Source organism: Enterococcus mundtii (genome assembly GCF_002813755.1).
In the GTDB taxonomy this organism is placed as follows: Bacteria; Bacillota; Bacilli; order Lactobacillales; family Enterococcaceae; genus Enterococcus_B; species Enterococcus_B mundtii.
Genome location: NZ_CP018061.1, coordinates 1,006,586 through 1,026,370, shown reverse-complemented (window position 1 = coordinate 1,026,370; position 19,785 = coordinate 1,006,586). Strand labels below are relative to the sequence as shown.

Sequence of the window (19,785 nt, the reverse complement as noted above, 5' to 3'; positions counted from 1 at the left end):
CATTACTAGTTTAGCATAAAACAACAAAAGCGGTCATCTCTCATGTTTGCTTTTCTGTCAGCTTTTTTGATAACAATCCTCCTATAAAAGAGAAGAGGGACATGAAAAACATGCTACAAAAAAGCCAAACGCTTCTATAGATAACTCTCATGCCCTTACTTTAGCCATGTCAGTATATGAATAGCCCGCCAATCAAACGTAATTAGTGATTGCCACGGTTTCATTGACTACCCTTGTTGCTCTTTCAGATAAGTTAATAACGCAGCTTGTTCATTCGGTACCAGTCCGTTCACTACCGCTGACTCCGCAAGTGCTAATGCTTCACTGACCCATTTACCTGGTTTTTTTTCACTCGTAGCTAATAACACCTTTCCATCAATGGACAACTCACTCATTGTCTTGATAGGAAGTGCGTGATAAATGTCTAGCACAGTTGTTGTGTCAGGAGTTTGTTGGAAGTAAATCATTAATTCCTCCACATCCAACGATGCGTCTTTTCCAAGATGATAAATCTCCAATGGTGTTAATCGTCGTTCTTGTCGCTTCGCCAATCCTTTGACCAAACGTTGGACTTCTCGAATCATTTGGTTGGAACATTTCCATGCTTTTAAGAAAGGTGCCACCTCTTGCTCTGCTCGACCGAGCTGGTTGAGCAACAATGCCCAAGCTTGACTTTCTTTTTTTAATGGAATAGATGGTAAATCGGCAAATCGTAGTAATGCCTCACCATCTTCTTTTAATTGTGGACAATAGATGTAACATTTTGTTTCAACAAATGCGACCAAGCCATGATTACGAAAATCCCCTAAAAGCATTTTGATAAATTCAACATTCATTCGTTCAATAGAAATTTTCTCCAATAAGGCATGGTTGTCTTCGATTGCCTTGGCTGTTTCTTCTTCTAATTTGAATCCTAACTGGCTCACAAAACGAAGGCCACGCATCATTCGCAAGGCATCTTCATGAAATCGTTCAAAAGGCCGGCCAACTGCTCGTAAGACGTGATTTTCTAAATCAGCCAAGCCGTCGAATAAATCGATGATTTCACCATCTTCTTTCAAAGCAAAAGCGTTGATCGTAAAATCTCTTCGCTTTAGATCCTCTTCTAGTGTACGAACAAATGAAACACTATCGGGTCGTCGATAATCTTGATAAGTCGATTCCGTACGAAATGTCGTGATCTCATATTGCTCCTCTTCATGCAAGACGAGAACCGTTCCATGTTCGATCCCAATGTCTATCGTTTTTGGAAACAATTGCTTGATTTCTTCTGGAAACGCACTAGTAGCAATATCTACATCATGAATTTTTTGTCCGAGTAACGTGTCTCGCACACTACCACCAACAAAGTACGCCTCAAATCCAGCTGCCTCGATTTTTCTTATTACTGGAATTGCTTTTTTATATTCGATCGGTAATTCACTTAGTCTCATTTTTACTCCTTCTATCCTCTCACTGTTCCTCATCTTTTCGGGCAAAACGATGATGGTCCCTTCGATTGAACTTCTCCATATTTTTTTCAAATACCGTCGTCAAATCAATTCCTAACGAGTTTGCCATGATCATCGTTACAAATAGAACATCGCCTAATTCTTCCGCCACTGAATTACTAGGTTCTGTTGCTTTTTTACTTTTTTCGCCATATGAATGATTGACCTCTCGGGCCAATTCACCTACTTCTTCGGTCAGACGTGCCATTTGCGCCAATGGCGAAAAATACCCAACTTTAAATTGTTGGATGTACGCATCGACCTCTTCTTGCATACTTTTTAGTGAACGCTCTTCTTTCATTAAGAACCCTCCAATCATCTCTTCCTAAAAAACTTTACAGCAAAACCGCAAGAAGTGCAATTGTGAAAACAAAGAATACATGCTACATTATGTTAGGTATACTTAATAAATTCTTAGCATCAAGCCAACTTGGTCTATTCTATAACTATAAAAAATGAATAACTAGTTTCCTAATCCCTAGGTTTATATCTAGGATTTACCGCTTGTTGCACAATGAATCATATCATATAGTAGAAAGTGGGGATTCGATGACATCATTGAAAACAATGAAAGAAGTTTTTTTTATTATTTTAGGAACAAGTATTTATGCTTTTGGACTAGTCTATTTGAATATCGCAAACCAGCTAGCTGAGGGTGGAGTTTCAGGTATTACCCTGATTTTGCGTGCTCTTTTTCATATCGACCCAGCTTATTCTACTTTATTGATCAATATTCCATTGATCCTACTAGGCGGAAAAATATTAGGAAAACGCGCGCTCGCGTATACTGTCTTAGGCACTGTCTCGCTTTCTGTCTTCTTATGGATTTGGCAAAGGATTCCCTTACAAATCAACTTAGAGCATGATTTACTGATCGTCTCTTTACTTGCAGGACTGATTGCCGGAGTCGGCAGCGGGATCGTTTATCGTATGGGAGGTACTACAGGAGGAAGTGACATCATCGCTCGGATACTTGAAAAAAATCATGGAATCTCTATGGGACGTTCCCTTTTAGCTTTTGATGTGATAGTTTTACTTGCTTCATTAACTTATATCGATTTGAAGCGGATGATGTACACGTTAATCGCTTCCTATGTATTTAGTCGTGTCATCGATTTTATCCTTGATGGCGGCTACTCTGCCAAAGGGATTCTTGTGGTCTCAAATAAAAGTGAGGAAATTGCGCCTTTATTGATGACTGGCTTACAACGTGGTGTCACATTCTTGCACGGAGAAGGTGGTTTTTCTGGTGTCGATAAAAAAATGATCTATATGGTAGTAAGTGCCAGGGAATTAAATGAAGTAAAACGGATCATTCATGAAATTGACGAACATGCCTTTCTTTCGATTCTAAATGTCCATGAAGTAGAAGGAGAAGGCTTTACGTATCTCAAACCACAAACGAATCGGTTTAAAAAAATGATAGAATGATTTTGAATCAAGCAACCTGATACTGAAGCTTTCTACGTATATAGAATAACGTGGTTCTGTGTATTCCGCGATCAAGCAGTTGCACATTTCTACCTAGAAATATTCTCAGTTCATTCCAAAGCACTTGGGTGATTAGTTATTTTGTGCTTCCTAAAACCGAATATATAGTATTCGACAAGTTTACCTTAAAAATTATTAATTACGCAAGGTACTTAAAGCTTGTAAATTTACTCCCCAAAAAGTAAATTTACAAGCTTTTATTTATCCAGATATTCTTAGATTTGATCTCCACTTAATGACAAACAGTTCTTAGCAGAGTCTGTCTCTTTCTCTTTGTAGGAAAGTGTGATCTTATTCTCACTTTCTTTAACTGGTACTAACAGAATCTTGTCATCTTCTTTTGCTACTTTATATTCTATTTCTTCTCCACTACCATCAATTTTTCTAATTAATTTATTTCCTTTTAAGCTATATTCAAATTTGAATACCATTTCTTCTGCCATTGATTTTGCTAAATCTTTATCTATCTCTTTCCACCTACCTGTAGCTATATCAATATTAAAAGTAAACACATGATCCGAAAAAAGGCAATCAGCTTATGCCCCACTTTGTCATCCAATCCTTCCGCCATCCATTCATTCGCTTTAAGATCCTTTACTGTAATCAGTTGCTTCTTCATTTACCTTTAGATCCATTGCTGTTTCAATGTTCGTCCATCCATTAATGAATATCAAAGATGCGAGTATCCATAGACCACAGACCACAAAATAATTTTTTTATTTTTAGACAAATTTCCTAGACTTAAGTTAGTCATTTTTTCTTATAAGAAGTCATTAGATGACCGCTTGAAAAATCTTTAATCAATCGAAATTCCAACCGACACAATGCTTCATACACTGGATTTTCTTTGGTGAAAGATGAAGTGATTTTTTATTCTATAGATTATTAATGCACTGAGAATAATTCCGCCAAACACAGATAACCCCCATGAAGTTCTCGTTCCTGTTTTAGGAAGTCTTCTTTCGTAGACGACCGTTTTTTTCCTAAAGTCTTCATCGCTTAGTTTAGTCTCATCTGTATTATGACTATTTTCGATTGTTTGCCCGATTTTGCCTTCTACAGGTAGTTCAACGCTCTTGATTGATTCTGGCTGTTGGAGGCATATAATGCTTATAAAACATACCAAAACAATAATCAATATTGTCTTAAAACTAATCTTATTCAATAGGCTCTCCATCCCAGACATTAGCTCCATTAGGTGTTAGTGGCGTTAGTTTTATGGTCAGTTCATGTTCTGCAACTATACCTTCAGTGATTAAGGGAAAAATACTTCCTATTACCCCGCTAAATTGAAATGTTGTATCTTTTTTCCAACCCAATTGGTCTTCTAAAATCTCATTTTCAGTCACATTAGTTGGATTTGATCCAGCACTTAATTCCATTAGTACATTATTCACCGCCTCTAACGCTGAAGCAGAGCCTTCACTAATCAGTTGTATCTGCTCCGCACCAATACCGTAATTGGGTGTTACTAAATATAAATTTTCAAATAATGGAAAAGTGTCCTCCGTCTCTTTCTTATTGCTATATTGGATTACTTCTACTCTTACTGGTAAAGAAGAATTATTTTTAATCTTATGATCTGCAGAACTAATCTTTTCAGTTTTTGTCGCTCCAAAAAAAAGTTGTTCAGGCAGATCAACTGAAATCATTAACTCTGGCTCTATTGGAAATGTCGGTATTGGATCAGTAGGATTAATTGCCTTTTCACCAATTTTCCCCTCGACATCTATAGTTGCTTCTGAATTTTGTTCATGTGTTTTTGCTTCAACCAATGCACTATTAATTGATAAACCTCCTGCGCCTAATAGTAATCCACTAAATAATGTAATTAAAATATTCTTTTTTAACATTTTTGCTCCTCCTAAATTTATATATTTATCATAAACATTATGTTTAATCTCTATTTTTATTTGCTTAACTTATACTACTTCAATGATTGTCGCAACTGCACCCATGCTACTATTGAGTAATTTTTTATCCAGATCATAGCTCTCTATCGTAACTGTTGCTTTGTATTTTCCAGATTTCAAAGGTTCAGACAATTTAATATTCTCAATAAAACTTCCTGGCTCTATTACTCCGGACTGATATATGATTTTATTACTGTCATCCAATCTGATCACCGCTTGTTGACCGATTTGATTGTCTTTATCATTGTAAAAATACCATTTCCCTGTTTGTCCATCCGCCTCTATGCTAATCAGTGCATATGCAGTGATATTTTGTGTTTCTTGTACCACTTCATCTAGGTTTTCTATTGCTTGGTCACCCTGAACAATTTCTGGCATAGTATCTTTGGAGTATACTTCATTTGTTTTTTGTGAATAATACAATATGGTAAGTATCACTAAGCATCCTGTAAGAATGATCAGTAGGATTATCTTGCGCTTTCTTTTACTTTCATCTTTATACTTTTTGTTCTCCATTGCTTCTCTCCTCATTTGTTATATATATTTCCGTTGATTCGGTACTTTTATTCATTAAAGTTTTGAGCTGATCCTAGACCCAATAATCTTAGCTTCCCCATATATTATTACCATCCGCTGTTAAAGGAATAAATTTTAATTTCAATTCATGGTTGACTGTCCTCAAGTCATTCTCATTAAATTGATCTTCATATATGGCACCATCAAATTGAAAATTCCAATTATTTCTCCAGCCATTTTGTATCAATTCTTCATTTTTTTCCGAGTCGATTACATTAATATTTTGTTCTGAACATAAATTAAATAATGTGGTTTCAGCAGATATATCGCCGTTTCCTTTATCAATTAACGATACATCGTTTCCTTCACTATATTCATCAATTTTTAATTTCAAAGATTGAAACAAGCTGAAAGAAAAATCTGTATCAACATATTCTGTAACAACAACTCGCAATGGTAATCTCGAATTATTAGCAATATTAAATTTATTTGAAATAATTTTTTCGCTAGTTATTGCGCCAAACGATACCTTTTCTGGAACATCTACAGAGATCATCATACTTGGATCGTAACCACTTGCGACATATGTTCCCGCCATATTATTTCCATCATAATTTGTCATTAATTCACCGTTAGAATAGACTTTCCCATTTGGTGTGTCCTCGTCCCCATCTCCAATAGCCTGCCATAAATCCTCATTTTTTCCGTTAAAAGCTGGGGGCAGCTTCCCATCCATATTGTTATTAAAACTAAAATTTTGTCCTAAAATAATCTTTCCCAATTTACTTGTCTGAAAAAACATATGAGATAAATCTGTTACATGGTTCATATCAAAGTTACTTAAATCTATACTTGTCAAACTACTCGCTCCGCTAAACATACTAGACGTATTTGTTACTTTGTTAGTATCAAAGTTACTTAAATCTACACTCGCTAAACTACTTGCTCCACTGAACATACTAGACATATTTGTTACTTTGCTAGTATCAAATCCACTTAAATCTACACTAGTCAAACTACTTGCTCTGTTAAACACGCTAGACATATCGGTTACTTGACTCGTATCAAATGTACTTAAATCTATATTTGTTAAGCTCTTAGTATTCATAAACATATGAGCCATTTTTAATACTTTAACTTTTTCATCTGCTTCATAAAACTCTACTTGCTCAAGGTGCGTCGCATGTCTAAACATGCTGTTCATGTCTATATTTTCATTGCTTAGCTTCCCAAATTTTACTGTACACAGTTGACTCTCATCTATAGTCCCGTCATTATTTTGATCTGTATACTGATCTTGAAACATACTAGACATGTTTGTCACCTTTTCAAGATTTAAATTTCTTAAATCTATATTCGTTAAATTTCGTGCATCCTTAAACATACTAGACATATTTGTTACATTTCCTGTGTCTAATTCATTGATATCTAAGTTGTCACTACTTAATCCCGTACCATAAAACATGGCAGACATCGTAGTTACGTTACTAGTATCCAAACCAGTAATATTCAATTCCTTTAAACTACTAGTTCCTAGAAGCATCGCAGACATATCAGTCACTTTACTCGTATTTAGCCCCGTTAAGTCTAGTTCTTCCAATGCACTAAGACCATAAAATGTGCTATCCATATTAGTTGGATTAACACTGCTAAGGATTAATTTATCTAATCCCGTTATTGATTTACATTTATATAAATTTCTAAATGCACCTGCCAGACTAGATCCTACCGTAATTTCAGAACTGATTTCTATACTAGTAATCTTTTCATTCCAAGAAGCCCATGGTGATTTTTCAACATCAAAATTACTAGATTCCCATTTTCCACCACTTGTCATTTTTAGTTTCCCATCGTCATAAAGTTCCCAATTAACAGTTCCAACCTGTCCTTTTGCACTTACTGCTTTTTCTTTTTGGACATCTTTTATATGTGTATATGTTTTAGTGTTATCTGTATTATCTTTTTGCTCTTCTTGTGTACCATTAAGTCCGCTTGTTTCTGTCGTCGAACTTGTCGGAGGTCCTTCTTCTACGCTCTCAGTAGAATCTTCTACACGGATCTCCTCTTCCTCAGATGACTGCATACTTTCATCTAAAGATTCTGATGAATCCGTAGTACTTTCTTCTGAGGAATCCAATGTAGCTTGTGAATAATCTTCTTCCAGACACATTACAATCGGTGTAAAGTTAGAAAGTAAAAGATTCATGAGTACGAATCCAATAATTGCAAACTGATATGTGCTTTTTCTCTTCTTATCCATCATTCATCGGTCTCCTCTCCGAAAGTTCATCTACACATAACGTTTTAATTTGTACGTTGCCATTTATTGTAGCTTATAATCAACAAATAACTGATCACATAGACAGTGCCAAAACTTGTGATATATGTTGTCGCCAACAGCCAAATAATTTTCCACATATCAAAATAGTGGAAGAGTATTCCATGATTACTCTCATTTGATCCTTTTATCCCAAAAATTTCAGTAATCGCTAGATAATAATCGAGCTGGAAAGCAATGATATAACTTAAACAAAATGCCCCAACAAACATCAGACTCAGGAATACTATATTTTGTAATCTTTTAATTTTCATCCTTTATTACTCCCCCATTGCTCGTTTCACATTTGAAAGCTTAACACCATTTTTTATTTATTCTCTCTTACCTACACAAACAACGAAGAAGTCTTCCTAAACAAAAAAAAAGATACGCTCAGGACATCCTAAACGTATCTTCCACTTTATTCATAAAATTACTTGGTCATCCAAACAATAGCTTTTGAACAACACTTTAACCTTTATTTTTTTGTTTATAGATCATTAGCCCAACCAAGACAGCCCCTAATAAATAGATGACAGCGGCCACCATTTCTTTAGTGTTTAAGACCATTTCCTTATTTGCTGTAAAACGATCATTTTCTTGATCCCTTAATATTTCCATCTTCTGGATTTCTGCTATCGCAACCTCTTGATTATTTCTAAATAATAGAAAAGATAAAATCAGAAAGCCTACAAAGAGAAGAAACAGCACACTACAAACGATTAATAATTTTTCATGTAATACATCCTTTTTTTATTAAATAAGACATTTAAACTAAATCCATTGTTGCTACAAACTTAAAATTTCTTAACTGATGTTTCACTCATAAAAATCAGTGAGTATGGTGGCACTCCTTTTCTCTCATATCCGCATATTTCTAGATTAAAAGATACATATTCTTTTTCGATCAGATGAATGATTTCCTCATCTGTATAACCGAATCGCTCTCCATTTAACCAGATATCTGTCAATTGTATTTTTACATCTAAAGCAATTGCTTTAAAAAAAACGGATTGTAGCGTATCTTCTACTGGCAGATTCATTAATCGAATTAATTCTTCTAACTTATCCTCTGCATAGTGACATAGCGAAGGATAGAGTGCCTTATACTTATTTAAAATTTCAGTATAGTAATTTATGTAATTTTCAAATGATAGTTGATCCATATATTTGCTTCATAACGTAGAATAAAAATAATCAGTCTATTCTTGTCTGACGTTACGCTCCCCTTATTTTATATTTTTTCAAACCTATATGATTTAAGAAGTATACTTTTCTTGTATTGATATTCACCCTCTTAAACTAAAAAAAACTGCTTACCAAAGAAATTAAAGCTGATACTAAAACAAAAGCAGAAAAAGTTGTATAAAACACGCATACTATAAATATCACCCAGATTCTACTAATAAAATTTGTCATCTTCTTCCCTCCCTTTACTAGTACTAGTTCCTCAAGTTTAACAGACGTGATCTATCTTTAACTTCTTATAATTTATTATTTTAAGATAGATATTTCCCATAATGAAAGTTATTTCCTAAAGCATAAAAAATAGAAACCAAATCAACAAAAACAAGCACTTAGGAATTCCTAAGTGCTTGACTAAGTGATTGATACGTTATTATTCTTTTACAATTTATTTATTGCTCTGGAAGAAACTAAACAGATTTCCCCGTTTTTCATGATAAGCTCCCGATTGGTTTTATCAATTTCTGTAATATTATTTTTATTAACAAGAAAAGAACGGTGACAACGATAAAAGGCATCTACTTGCTTTTCAATGTCATTTAGACTTCCGTAAAACTCAATTTGCCGATTTTGCGCGTGCATGATCACTCGATGTTTATTGCCTGACGTTTCAAAAAACATGATATTATCCAATTCTTCTGTGATAATGCGATTGTTCAGTTCAATTTTAAACGTCAAAGTTTCATTGACCAATTTTTGGTACGAGTGGACATAATCGATATTCTCAACGATTTGCTTTCTCATTTCCTTAAACTCACCTTTATTGATGAAATCTAATGCTTCTAATTTGTGTTTGAACGTATACTGCATCAATTCAACATGGGTAGTGACGAATACGATAAACGAATCCTTGTCTTTTTCTCTGATTTTTGAAGCCATTTGTAAGCCATTGATTGTCGTATTCAAATCAATATCAATAAAGTATAGGCCACTGGGCTGATGTTTTTCTACATAGGCTAAAATCTCCTGAGGGTTGTCTGTTGCTAAGGAAATCCTCATATCATATCCTTCAGCATTTATATAGTCATGGATGAAATTTGTTAATTTTCTTCTCTGATCTTTTTCATCTTCACATATAAAAATTTCTATCATAGGTTGCTCCTCTTTAGTAGTTAATCGAAATTTCTTGAAAGAAAAAATGTTTTTCATCGTCCACATACGTATTAAGACTCACATTCTCACAATCAGAGAAGATTTCTCTAAGATTACTTAATCCTAACCCTCGATTTTCTCCTTTTGTAGAAAAGCCTTGTTTAAAGATCAAATGTATAGGGGGAGTCTCTCGATACGTATTTTTAACGAGAATAAAATGCTCATTCTTTTTTTCCACAAAAGATAGATCCAATTGAGGTTCCTCGGATTCTTTCGCTGCTTCCATGGCATTATCCAAGATAATTCCAAGTGCACGACTTAATTTCAGTGTATCCATATGAAAATTTTCAACTGGATCAACTATATCAACGATCAAACGAATCTCTGATTTTTGTGCTTGCAATAATTTTGTTGCTAAAATAGCTTTGATTTCTGGGATTCTTATATAAGTCAAACGTCCTAGTTGTGCATCATTTTTTTCGATTTTTTCTCCCAATGGTCTGATTTTATCAGAAAAGTAGACTTGCAATCCTTTTACATCTTCTTGTTCTAAATATCCAGACATTGTTGTCATGATATTGAGATAATCATGGCGTATCTTTCGAATTTCATCATTTTGTTTTTCCAACTCTTTCATGTATATACTGAGTTGCTGGTTTTGTTTTCGTTCATTCTCGATTTTCAAGTTATTGAAAATCACTCTAAAAAGGATGAACACAACGAGTAATAGAACGATGCTAAAAATTGTAAATAAGATGATGTTTCCTCTAATCCTGTCATCATTTAAAAAATCATCAATTTTTATGAAATAAATGTTTATTGAAAATATGATTTCCCCAAGTAACGGAAATAATATAAATAGGATTCCATACTTTCCATCTAATAAATCATCGATCGAATATCTTCTCATAAATAATCTAGTGATGAAGGAACCAATGATGACAATTGCTGCTGATAGGAAATTTTCGATTACTGTAACCATTATTATTTGTGAAGATTCCTGAATGCTATTTATATCATATATTTGCCATAACAATAATTCTGCAAGGAAGATCGAACTCGTTTGTAAAACCATTGGAATAGAGCAGATAAAAATACTTTTGATTATTTTTTTTGTCTTATAATAGCTGATCAGAAAGAATAAAATGAACAGTATTATACTCAACCCATTAATTTTCGGGAAAGTTATTTTCACAAAAAATAATGGAATAAAGCTAACAGTCATCAAGCTAGTTAACTTCCAACCTAATCTACCTTCACTTAAAATGTATATCCCTATAACTAAAGGGAGAGTTTCAATAACCCAAAATAAAAAAGATAAAAAATCCATGATTATTACTCCTATAATCATTATAGCGCTTACTTACAGCTGATATTATTCAACTAGGAAGTATGCTTTTTAAAGCAATTATTCGTGAATGAACAATCGAGGAACGCAATTTCAAATAAAATACTTTCATTTCAAACGATTTGGTTTTCTCAAAATGCTTGAGCTGCTTAAAAAATCCTCAATAATCCTCAATATAAAACCTCTCTACATTATACATTACATTTATTGATGAAGCGATGTCTTAAAAAATAACCTTCCTACGAGAAGTCCATAACGCCATATTCAAACTTCATTTTAGCTTCATTAAATTATATAAAAGCAGTGGATAAAGTATTCAAAGAATACCTTACCCACTACTATCATTTATTTTTCTAATAAACTCAGCTCTTACTCTTCTGTGGCGCTTGAAGGATCATGCGGTTCACTTCATCTGATAGTTCAAGAAACGCATCTTTATCGCCTTCTTCTAATGCCTGATCGATCTGTTGGTAAAGCATGCTTAGTTTTGCTGCTTGCTCTTTTTCTTGGAAATAATGCTCGATTAATTCTGTTGATTCTTCACTGATTGCATCTTCCCATGAGGCTAACGGATTATCTTCGATGATTGCTAAATATTCTTTCGTTTGCCACGCATTTTCAAAAAGGCATTCGACATAAAGTGGATTTTTCCAGTTCAGACGGATTTCATGGAAGATCTGATCAGTATCAGTAAATTCCTTTCCATCTAAAAATAGCTTCATCGGCTCACCTTCATATGAAAGATCGGTGATCTGTAAACCACGTCTTGTTAAGTTTGCACCTTCAACAAAACGCACATTGTGTAAGATTGCTTCATGATTTGCCAGATAGTTCAAAATCCAAAATACTTCTCTGCGACTGAAAGAGACATGGTTAACCATCCAAGTTAAGAAATTCTTCTTTTCTTTAACATCAATCAACATATTCATCACCTCTCTGTTAAATCATCTAATAGCGACAAGACCTCCATATCCCCCGGTTCATAAGTTAAATATTGTTCCAATAATTCTCGTGTTTTTGCTAATTGACCCTCTTCACGTAAGAATAAAGCATATTCTTTCAAGAAATCTGGTTCATGATCTAATTCATGGGCTGCTTGTTCATAATGGACTGCTGCTACCGCAAAATCTTCTAATTGATTATAGGCATGAGCGAGGTTCCATTCTGCATATGGATTAGCAACTTCTTCCATTTGGTTGACTGTTTGAACAACGTCTTCATAACGTTCTTGATCCAAGTAAAGATTACTCAACGTCAATAACGTTTCATCTTGTTTGTCACCGACGGTCAATGCATCAAGTAGTAACTTCTCTGCTTTTTCTTTGTCATGTAGACGAAAGGCATTTTCCGAAGCTAAGTGATAAAGTTCTACTTGGAATGGGTTCTCTTTGATACCATCTTCTAAGACTTGTTGTGCTTCTTCGATCATCTCTTCTTCTTGAAGGGCCTGACCTAGATAAAGGTATAAAGATTGATACTGTGGATTCAATTCCCGTAATTCTTGCAAATAATTGATAGCTTTTTCGTTCTCATGTAATTGTAGATTCGTGAACGCTAATTGGAACAGACGATCATCTGTCCGTTCTTCGGCTAAAGCAGCTTCCAGTGGTGGGATGGCTGCTTCAAAATCCCCTTGCATACTCAACGATTGTCCTAAGCGTTCTTGCATGGAAATACTAGAAATTTCTTCTATACCATTCGCTAACAACATTTCGTAAAGTGCGGAAGCTTCATTAAAGCGGTCAACTGAAAAATACAATTCAGCTAATGCAAATTGAATCAATGGTTCTTCAGGTAATAATGTTGCGGCTTCTTTCAATTTTGCTTCACTTACTTCAGGAATACCGATTACTTGATACAAGTCGGCGATTGCTAATAATGCTTGCGGATAGTATTCACTATCTTGCTGGATTTTTTCTAAATAGTCAAATGCCTGATCGATCTCATTGTCTTCGATCGCAATTTCTGCCAACGGAATATTCCATTCATCATTTTCAGGCGATACAGTTAGCAGATGCTCAAAAATTGCCTTTGCTTCTTCTAAAAAACCGATGGCTAATAATTCTTCTCCTAATTCCTGTAACACATCAGCCGGATCTTCTTGGAGCGCTTTTGCCAAGTATTCATTTGCCTCTGTCAAATTTTCGTCTGCTAATGCTTGTAGCATTTTTTCACTATTTGTCATCATCTAAATCCCTCTAATCTCTTGAACGATCCTTTCATAGGACGCCATTGTTTTCAATAGTTCTTGTTCGTTTGGCAATTGATATCCATCTATTATACCAATTTTTTCCAAAACGAGAATTTTTTTGCTCTTTTCCGCTAAAACCAGCACATTTTCTAGATAATCCATTTTTGATATCTCTTCAGGCCAAGTAATCGGATAACCTAGATGTTGCAGCCAGATAAAAAAATTCTTCAATTGGAAAGAAAGCGACTTGATTTCTGAATTCCAGATAAGTTGCATCAAGATACCTAAAAATTTTTTCATACTGGCGGAAAGCAAATGACTATTTTCAGTCAGATAAAAAGCTTGCTCAAATAGTTTACCATAATTTGTCACTTGTTCAGCGTCTTCTTGATAAAAATAAATGATTTCTTCTAGCATACCAGCAAAAGGACGATTGAATAATTTTTCGCGATTCGGATAATTTTTGTAAAGATTTTGAAGAAACGGATGATCACAGACTAACCCGCAACAGATAAAAATCAAAAAATCGATTTGTTTCCCTTCGATTTGCTTTTCACTGATCGTCCGATCATAAATGATTCGTTCTGGAAGGTTCGTCGTTTGAAGAGCCGATTCGTTAGGCCTGTGTAATATCTCGCATTGAGGATTCAGTGCCCGTGCCATGGAGCGGATCGAGACGGGGATCAACCAAAGTGTAGTCTGAAGATACGTATGTTTTTGAAAGAAGCCCGCCAACTCCATAATTCCCTCATTGCCAAAACCTATTACTAAAAGCGGTCGATTTTCGGGATAGCGTCTCGCATAGGATAAGAGACTATGCAATTCAGACAATTGATTACACTGTGTATTGCCACAAATATACCAATCAATCGCTAACTTGTTCGTGAATGACTGTGTCATTTTCTCAGCGTATAGATCATAATAACGTTGGTTCGTCAAAAAAAGAATCGCTTGATCAATCGATTCATTTTTCAACTGACTGACAAATGTTTCCCCATAAAAGATTGTTGTTTCTTCTTGTTGGTAGCGATAGGATAACTCCATGTTGCCCTCCCCTTTTCTTTTATTTTACCATTAGTAAGTAAAATAAAAAAAGAATAAGAAAAACTAGTATATGGACCCATGCCTTTTTTGATCGACTCTATTCTTTTATTTGATATGTAAAGAGTTCCATTCGGTTGCTGAACTATTTGGTTGTCGCCTTTCTACTGCTTTCCGCCACTTTTATCCATCTATATAAAAAATAAAGCGCCTGTAGCCGTAGCCACAAGCGCTTTTTTCAACTGTCTTATTTAACAGCGTCTTTCAATGCTTTACCTGGTTTAAATGCAGGTACTTTGCTAGCTGGGATTTCGATTTCTTCACCAGTTTGTGGGTTACGTCCTTTACGAGCCGCGCGTTCGCGTACTTCAAAGTTACCAAAACCGATTAATTGAACTTTTTCGCCGTTAGCTAAAGCATCTTGGATAGTTGAAAATACAGCGTCAACTGCTGCAGTTGCGTCTTTTTTAGTTAAATCTGTAGCTGAAGCAACTTTTTCGATTAATTCTGCTTTATTTGCCATGGATAGATTCACCTCCTCCAACAAGAGATATGATAGGAACATCATTTTAGTTTAAAAACTTTCTGAGTGGTCCAGAAGTTTATAAGAAATATTGATTAAGTTTCAATATTCTGTTATCACGATATCATATGAATCGCTTAATAGCAAGGTTTTTGGCATTATTTAACCGCTTTTTTTAGTCATAAAAACGTAATACAAAAATATGCTTATTTTTTTTGAAAAAAACGGACTACTATGGTAAAATGCCTATTTTCTTCGACGTGGTATAATTCGGATCGAAGTTCCTTCAAACGTAAATGCTTTTCTGATTTGATTTTCCAAAAAGCGTTCATAAGAGAAATGCATCAATTCTTCTTCATTAACAAAAACAACAAAGGTTGGCGGTTTGACTGCGACTTGTGTTGCATAGAAAATCTTTAATCGTTTACCTTTATCTGTCGGTGTCGGGTTGATTGCTACGGCATCCATGATCACATCATTCAAGACTGCTGAAGAAACACGTAAGTTTTGGTTCATACTCACTTCTTCGATCATTTCAGGCAAACGTTCTAATCGTTGTTTGGTCACAGCTGAAACAAACAGAATCGGCGCATAGTCTAAGTAACGGAATTCTTCACGGATCTCTTGTTCGAAGTCACGCATCGTATTCGTTTCTTTTTTGACTAAGTCCCATTTATTGACAACGATGATCACACCACGGCCAGCTTCATGCGCATAGCCAGCTACTCGTTTATCTTGTTCACGGATGCCTTCTTCTGCGTTCAAGACCATTAACACGATGTCTGAACGGTCAATCGCACGCATGGCACGCATCACGCTGTATTTTTCTGTGGTTTCATAAACTTTACCACGTTTTCTCATACCAGCTGTATCGATCATCATGAATTTTTGACCGTCTTCTGAGACGAAGTGCGTATCGATAGCATCACGTGTCGTTCCTTCGATGTCCGAAACAATCACTCGGTCTTCACCTAGGATCGCATTGATCAAGGAAGATTTCCCTACATTCGGGCGACCGATCAAACTGAATTTGATGGTATCATCCTCTTCTTCTTCTGCTTCTTCATCAAAGAATTTCACTGCTTCATCTAAGATGTCGCCGATCCCTAATCCATGACTTCCAGATACAGGGTAGGGATCACCTAGACCTAGTGCATAAAATTCATAGATATCATTTCTCATTTCAGGATTGTCGACTTTATTAACGGCTAAGATAACCGGTTTATTGCTACGATATAAAATTTTTGCTACGACTTCATCTGCATCAGTGATGCCTTCACGGCCACTGACGACACAAACGATTACATCTGCTTCATCGATTGCGATTTCTGCTTGGTGCTTGATTTGATCCATAAATGGTTCATCGCCTAAGTCGATCCCACCAGTATCAATAATACTGAAATCACGACCTAACCATTCCCCTTTAGCATAAATACGATCACGAGTAACTCCTGGAGTATCTTCGACAATCGAAATACGCTCACCAGCGATACGGTTAAAAATCGTCGACTTACCGACGTTTGGGCGACCAACGATTGCAATTGTTGGATTTGCCATATTTTTTCCTCCTCACATGTTTCCAATCTCACTTAGTGTACCGAATACTTCGCGAACTTTCAAGCTTAGATCGGTGAACATTCAAGTATTTTTCTGGATCACTGCCTATTACAAAAGAAAATGGTCTGGGACGTAATCCCCAGACCACTTGTTTTACACATGTACAACTTCCCTTGATGCTGTAAATTCGCGCTTCGGGAACGATCATTCATTTATTTTTCAGAATCATCTGTTGCTGTTTCTTCTACTTCCCCTTTTAAGGCTTCGCCTAAGATGTCACCCATTGTAAATCCTGTGTTTTCTTCAGGTAACTCATAAGACTCAACTTCTTTTGGTTCTTTATCAGAAGCAGGTTTTTCTTCTAATGCTTTGATACTTAATGCAATCCGGTGCTCTTCTGGATTGACTTCTAAAACTTTCACTTGGACATCATCGCCCTCATGCAACACTTCATGTGGTGTCGCGATGTGTTTATGTGAGATTTGTGAGATGTGGACAAGCCCTTCCACTGTTGGAAATACTTCAACAAAGGCACCAAAGCTAGTTAATCGTTTCACTTTACCTTCAAGTACAGCGCCTACTGGAGCTTTTGTTTCGATATCTGTCCAAGGTCCAGGCAATGTGTCTTTGATCGATAATGAGATACGTCCTTGTTCTGGATTGATTGAAAGAACTTTGACTTTCACTTCATCGCCAACAGCTAAAACATCACCCGGTTTAGCAACATGTCCGTGAGAAATCTCAGAAACGTGTACTAATCCATCGATGCCGCCTAAATCAACAAACGCACCAAAATCTGTGATACGAGCAACGCGTCCTTCGATCACGTCATTTTCTTGGATAGTTGATAGTAATTCTTTTTTCTGTGCTTCTTTTTCTGTTTCAACGACTGCTTTGTGTGAAAGGATCAAGCGATTTTCTGATGGTTCGATTTCAACGATTTTGAATGTCATCGTTTTTCCTTTGTATTCAGAAAAATCAGCGACAAAATGATCTTCTACCATTGATGCCGGAACAAATCCACGAACACCGACATCGACAACTAAACCACCTTTAACTACATTTGTCACTGGTGCTTCGATGATGTTTCCAGCTTGGAAATCTTTTTCGATATCCTCCCAAACTTTTTTCGCATCTAAGCGTCGTTTTGATAAAAGGTAACTTCCGTTTTCTTTGTCTTTACCAATCGTGCTGATCACGACTAGATCTAACGTATCGCCAACCTTTACCACTTCGTTGATATCTTCAACCGGTAAAGTAGATAATTCTTTTGCAGGAACTACGCCTTCAACACCCGTTCCTTCGATTCCAACGATGGCTTGTTTGTCTTCAATGACTAAAACTTCTCCTTTGACGACATCGCCAACGCTCACTTCTTGAACGCTATTCATTGCATCTTCCATAGATTGGTCTGTCTGATTTTGTTCAAATTCTGTCATAACACTTGTCCTCCTAACCAACATTCTGCCGTTAACTACGGTACTGCCTATAGTTTAATTGATTATTTGAAAAAAATAAAGCGATTTCGTTTGTTTTCCATTAAAATGGTCGGATTCTTCGCTTTTTTTCTATTTAGTCAAGAAAATATCCTTTTTGTTGAATCACTTCTTTGATCGCTTGGACAACTTCTTGAATCGTTTTACCGGTTGTATCGATCCGTATCGCATCTTCTGCTTGCTTCAGGGGTGAAACTTTTCTAGTAGAGTCATATTCATCACGTGCTTGTATTTCTTTTGTCAATTCTTCTAAGTCTGTCGGAATATTTTTCTCAAGGTTTTCTTTGTGTCGTCTTTGTGCCCGTTCAGATACGCTGGCTACCAAGAAAATCTTCACTTCGGCTTTTGGTAAAACAGCGGTACCGATATCTCGCCCATCCATGACGACACCCCCATCTTCACCGATTTTTTTCTGGATCGCAACAAGAGCTTCGCGTACTTTTGAATGCGCAGCTACTTCAGAGACCGCTCGTGTAACGTCTGGTTGTCGAATATCTGAAGTAACGTCTTGCCCAGCTACAAAGACATGTTGTCCATCTGCCATTTGCTCAAATGAAATAGGGTTTTTATTGATCAAATCGACTAACTCTGTTTCATCTGAAAAAGCAATGTGATGTTTGATTGCCAAGTAAGTGACTGCACGATACATCGCGCCCGTATCTGTATAAATGTAGTTCAATTCATTTGCGATGATTTTAGCTACCGTACTTTTGCCTGAAGAGGCAGGACCATCAATTGCGATACTAATTCGTGTCATTTTTCATAAACTCCCTTTTCTCAAAAAAAAGGGGCTGTGGCTCAAGCCACTGCTCCTTATTTAATTACATTTTATGAAGATACTCTGAGGAAAAACAACTCTTCAGTATTATCTTTTTCACTCCATTTATTGGACTCTAAGTTCTTGTCCTGGATATAACATGTAGTTGTTTGGATCGATTCCGTTCAATTGGAACAATTGATCGACTGTAATGCCTGCGCGTTCTGCTACTTGTCTAGGACCTTCACCCGCTTGAACGACTGTGGTTGAACCTGAAACACCTGCGCCTGCCTCTGGTGTTGAAGTAGGTGTTGTTTCTTGTGGAGCCACACTGCTTGGTGTTGTTTGTTCTGGCTCTGTTACTGTTGAAGATGGTGTTGTTTCTGGTGTCACAGCACTTGTTGGTGTTGTTTCTCCAGCAACTGATTGTGTATCAGAAGTTGGTTCACTAGAAACTGTCGTCGATTCTACAGTTGATTCTACAGTCGAACTTTCTACGATCGATGAAGTCGTAGAGGAAGAAGATGCAGCGGTAGCACTGTTACTTGATCCGTTTCTGATCCAGAAGTAAGCTCCGGCTGGAATCGCAATACATAAAACTAATAAAATCAAAAATAGTGATAAGAACAGGGTGTTCCCTTTCTTTTGCTGTCTTTGCGTACTTCTTGAAGATGCTTCATCCTCTGTATCGTAAATTGGTTGTTCCCATGGTTCTTGTGTTTCGTTATTTTCTGATGATTGATGTCTATCTTTTCTACTCACCTTATTGACCTCCTAAATTCTTTCCTAGTTATTATACCATAGGATA

At 36.0% G+C, this 19,785-nt stretch carries 21 protein-coding genes; 1 reads left to right on the top strand and 20 read right to left on the bottom strand.

Annotated elements, in window-relative coordinates; translation table 11 throughout:
- Positions 1 to 227 precede the first annotated feature (227 nt).
- The gene (locus EM4838_RS05090) at positions 228 to 1,433 is read right to left on the bottom strand and encodes a CCA tRNA nucleotidyltransferase (RefSeq protein ID WP_071866376.1); all 1,206 of its coding nucleotides are present in this window, start codon (positions 1,431 to 1,433) and stop codon (positions 228 to 230) included.
- A 19-nt stretch (positions 1,434 to 1,452) separates the two neighbouring features.
- Complete coding sequence (locus EM4838_RS05085) at positions 1,453 to 1,791, bottom strand: nucleotide pyrophosphohydrolase (protein WP_010735763.1); 339 nt, start codon at positions 1,789 to 1,791, stop codon at positions 1,453 to 1,455.
- Between the two features lie 248 nt (positions 1,792 to 2,039).
- Between EM4838_RS05085 and EM4838_RS05080 the strand changes: the two genes are divergently transcribed.
- On the top strand, positions 2,040 to 2,921 hold the full coding sequence (locus EM4838_RS05080; RefSeq protein ID WP_071866375.1) for a YitT family protein: 882 nt from the start codon (positions 2,040 to 2,042) through the stop codon (positions 2,919 to 2,921).
- Between the two features lie 275 nt (positions 2,922 to 3,196).
- Here the strand turns inward: EM4838_RS05080 and EM4838_RS05075 are convergent, their stop codons facing one another.
- The 18 genes from EM4838_RS05075 to EM4838_RS04990 all read right to left on the bottom strand — a co-directional run bounded on the left by EM4838_RS05075 (position 3,197) and on the right by EM4838_RS04990 (position 19,739).
- The gene (locus EM4838_RS05075; RefSeq protein WP_161325698.1) at positions 3,197 to 3,493 is read right to left on the bottom strand and encodes a hypothetical protein; all 297 of its coding nucleotides are present in this window, start codon (positions 3,491 to 3,493) and stop codon (positions 3,197 to 3,199) included.
- A gap of 317 nt (positions 3,494 to 3,810) precedes the next feature.
- The gene (locus tag EM4838_RS05070) at positions 3,811 to 4,146 is read right to left on the bottom strand and encodes an LPXTG cell wall anchor domain-containing protein (RefSeq protein ID WP_071866373.1); all 336 of its coding nucleotides are present in this window, start codon (positions 4,144 to 4,146) and stop codon (positions 3,811 to 3,813) included.
- On the bottom strand, positions 4,139 to 4,834 hold the full coding sequence (locus EM4838_RS05065; protein ID WP_071866372.1) for a hypothetical protein: 696 nt from the start codon (positions 4,832 to 4,834) through the stop codon (positions 4,139 to 4,141). Before EM4838_RS05065 ends, EM4838_RS05070 begins: the two co-directional genes overlap by 8 nt.
- Positions 4,835 to 4,903: 69 nt before the next feature.
- Entirely contained in the window at positions 4,904 to 5,410 is a 507-nt protein-coding gene (locus EM4838_RS05060; RefSeq protein ID WP_071866371.1) for a hypothetical protein, read from the bottom strand.
- Between the two features lie 88 nt (positions 5,411 to 5,498).
- Positions 5,499 to 7,673, bottom strand: coding sequence for a BspA family leucine-rich repeat surface protein (locus tag EM4838_RS05055; protein WP_071866370.1), 2,175 nt, complete (start codon positions 7,671 to 7,673; stop codon positions 5,499 to 5,501).
- Positions 7,674 to 7,714: 41 nt separating this feature from the next.
- Complete coding sequence (locus EM4838_RS05050; RefSeq protein WP_071866369.1) at positions 7,715 to 8,002, bottom strand: hypothetical protein; 288 nt, start codon at positions 8,000 to 8,002, stop codon at positions 7,715 to 7,717.
- A 196-nt stretch (positions 8,003 to 8,198) separates the two neighbouring features.
- Positions 8,199 to 8,348, bottom strand: coding sequence for a hypothetical protein (locus EM4838_RS16455; RefSeq protein ID WP_157811372.1), 150 nt, complete (start codon positions 8,346 to 8,348; stop codon positions 8,199 to 8,201).
- 176 nt (positions 8,349 to 8,524) lie between these two features.
- The gene (locus EM4838_RS05040) at positions 8,525 to 8,893 is read right to left on the bottom strand and encodes a DUF7006 family protein (RefSeq protein ID WP_071866367.1); all 369 of its coding nucleotides are present in this window, start codon (positions 8,891 to 8,893) and stop codon (positions 8,525 to 8,527) included.
- A 460-nt stretch (positions 8,894 to 9,353) separates the two neighbouring features.
- Positions 9,354 to 10,064, bottom strand: a complete 711-nt coding sequence (locus EM4838_RS05035) for a LytR/AlgR family response regulator transcription factor (RefSeq protein ID WP_071866366.1) — start codon at positions 10,062 to 10,064, stop codon at positions 9,354 to 9,356.
- A 13-nt stretch (positions 10,065 to 10,077) separates the two neighbouring features.
- Positions 10,078 to 11,046: a sensor histidine kinase gene (locus tag EM4838_RS05030; RefSeq protein WP_071866365.1), complete on the bottom strand. Its 969-nt coding sequence runs from the start codon at positions 11,044 to 11,046 to the stop codon at positions 10,078 to 10,080.
- Between the two features lie 728 nt (positions 11,047 to 11,774).
- A complete protein-coding gene (locus EM4838_RS05025; protein ID WP_071866411.1) occupies positions 11,775 to 12,335 on the bottom strand; it encodes a YpiB family protein in 561 nt (186 codons plus the stop codon).
- A 5-nt stretch (positions 12,336 to 12,340) separates the two neighbouring features.
- Positions 12,341 to 13,600, bottom strand: a complete 1,260-nt coding sequence (locus tag EM4838_RS05020) for a tetratricopeptide repeat protein (RefSeq protein WP_071866363.1) — start codon at positions 13,598 to 13,600, stop codon at positions 12,341 to 12,343.
- Positions 13,601 to 14,647 (bottom strand): hypothetical protein, encoded by a 1,047-nt coding sequence (locus tag EM4838_RS05015; RefSeq protein WP_071866362.1) that lies wholly within the window; start codon positions 14,645 to 14,647, stop codon positions 13,601 to 13,603.
- Positions 14,648 to 14,891: 244 nt separating this feature from the next.
- Positions 14,892 to 15,167 (bottom strand): HU family DNA-binding protein, encoded by a 276-nt coding sequence (locus EM4838_RS05010; protein WP_002290178.1) that lies wholly within the window; start codon positions 15,165 to 15,167, stop codon positions 14,892 to 14,894.
- A gap of 246 nt (positions 15,168 to 15,413) precedes the next feature.
- A complete protein-coding gene (der, locus tag EM4838_RS05005) occupies positions 15,414 to 16,724 on the bottom strand; it encodes a ribosome biogenesis GTPase Der (protein ID WP_010735768.1) in 1,311 nt (436 codons plus the stop codon).
- Between the two features lie 212 nt (positions 16,725 to 16,936).
- A complete protein-coding gene (gene rpsA, locus EM4838_RS05000; protein WP_071866361.1) occupies positions 16,937 to 18,163 on the bottom strand; it encodes a 30S ribosomal protein S1 in 1,227 nt (408 codons plus the stop codon).
- Between the two features lie 133 nt (positions 18,164 to 18,296).
- Complete coding sequence (cmk, locus tag EM4838_RS04995; protein WP_071866360.1) at positions 18,297 to 18,977, bottom strand: (d)CMP kinase; 681 nt, start codon at positions 18,975 to 18,977, stop codon at positions 18,297 to 18,299.
- Positions 18,978 to 19,103: 126 nt separating this feature from the next.
- Positions 19,104 to 19,739 (bottom strand): SAG1386/EF1546 family surface-associated protein, encoded by a 636-nt coding sequence (locus tag EM4838_RS04990; protein WP_034688017.1) that lies wholly within the window; start codon positions 19,737 to 19,739, stop codon positions 19,104 to 19,106.
- Between the last annotated feature and the right edge of the window lie 46 nt (positions 19,740 to 19,785).

Bases quoted from the DNA above. Each gene is read 5' to 3' on its own strand.
- EM4838_RS05090 (WP_071866376.1), bottom strand. From the start codon at position 1,433: ATGAGACTAAGTGAATTACCGATCGAATATAAAAAAGCAATTCCAGTA.
- EM4838_RS05085 (WP_010735763.1), bottom strand. From the start codon at position 1,791: ATGAAAGAAGAGCGTTCACTAAAAAGTATGCAAGAAGAGGTCGATGCG.
- EM4838_RS05080 (WP_071866375.1), top strand. From the start codon at position 2,040: ATGACATCATTGAAAACAATGAAAGAAGTTTTTTTTATTATTTTAGGA.
- EM4838_RS05065 (WP_071866372.1), bottom strand. From the start codon at position 4,834: ATGTTAAAAAAGAATATTTTAATTACATTATTTAGTGGATTACTATTA.
- EM4838_RS05060 (WP_071866371.1), bottom strand. From the start codon at position 5,410: ATGGAGAACAAAAAGTATAAAGATGAAAGTAAAAGAAAGCGCAAGATA.
- EM4838_RS05055 (WP_071866370.1), bottom strand. From the start codon at position 7,673: ATGATGGATAAGAAGAGAAAAAGCACATATCAGTTTGCAATTATTGGA.
- EM4838_RS05050 (WP_071866369.1), bottom strand. From the start codon at position 8,002: ATGAAAATTAAAAGATTACAAAATATAGTATTCCTGAGTCTGATGTTT.
- EM4838_RS16455 (WP_157811372.1), bottom strand. From the start codon at position 8,348: ATGGAAATATTAAGGGATCAAGAAAATGATCGTTTTACAGCAAATAAG.
- EM4838_RS05040 (WP_071866367.1), bottom strand. From the start codon at position 8,893: ATGGATCAACTATCATTTGAAAATTACATAAATTACTATACTGAAATT.
- EM4838_RS05035 (WP_071866366.1), bottom strand. From the start codon at position 10,064: ATGATAGAAATTTTTATATGTGAAGATGAAAAAGATCAGAGAAGAAAA.
- EM4838_RS05030 (WP_071866365.1), bottom strand. From the start codon at position 11,046: ATGGTTACAGTAATCGAAAATTTCCTATCAGCAGCAATTGTCATCATT.
- EM4838_RS05025 (WP_071866411.1), bottom strand. From the start codon at position 12,335: ATGTTGATTGATGTTAAAGAAAAGAAGAATTTCTTAACTTGGATGGTT.
- EM4838_RS05020 (WP_071866363.1), bottom strand. From the start codon at position 13,600: ATGATGACAAATAGTGAAAAAATGCTACAAGCATTAGCAGACGAAAAT.
- EM4838_RS05015 (WP_071866362.1), bottom strand. From the start codon at position 14,647: ATGGAGTTATCCTATCGCTACCAACAAGAAGAAACAACAATCTTTTAT.
- EM4838_RS05010 (WP_002290178.1), bottom strand. From the start codon at position 15,167: ATGGCAAATAAAGCAGAATTAATCGAAAAAGTTGCTTCAGCTACAGAT.
- der (WP_010735768.1), bottom strand. From the start codon at position 16,724: ATGGCAAATCCAACAATTGCAATCGTTGGTCGCCCAAACGTCGGTAAG.
- rpsA (WP_071866361.1), bottom strand. From the start codon at position 18,163: ATGACAGAATTTGAACAAAATCAGACAGACCAATCTATGGAAGATGCA.
- cmk (WP_071866360.1), bottom strand. From the start codon at position 18,977: ATGACACGAATTAGTATCGCAATTGATGGTCCTGCCTCTTCAGGCAAA.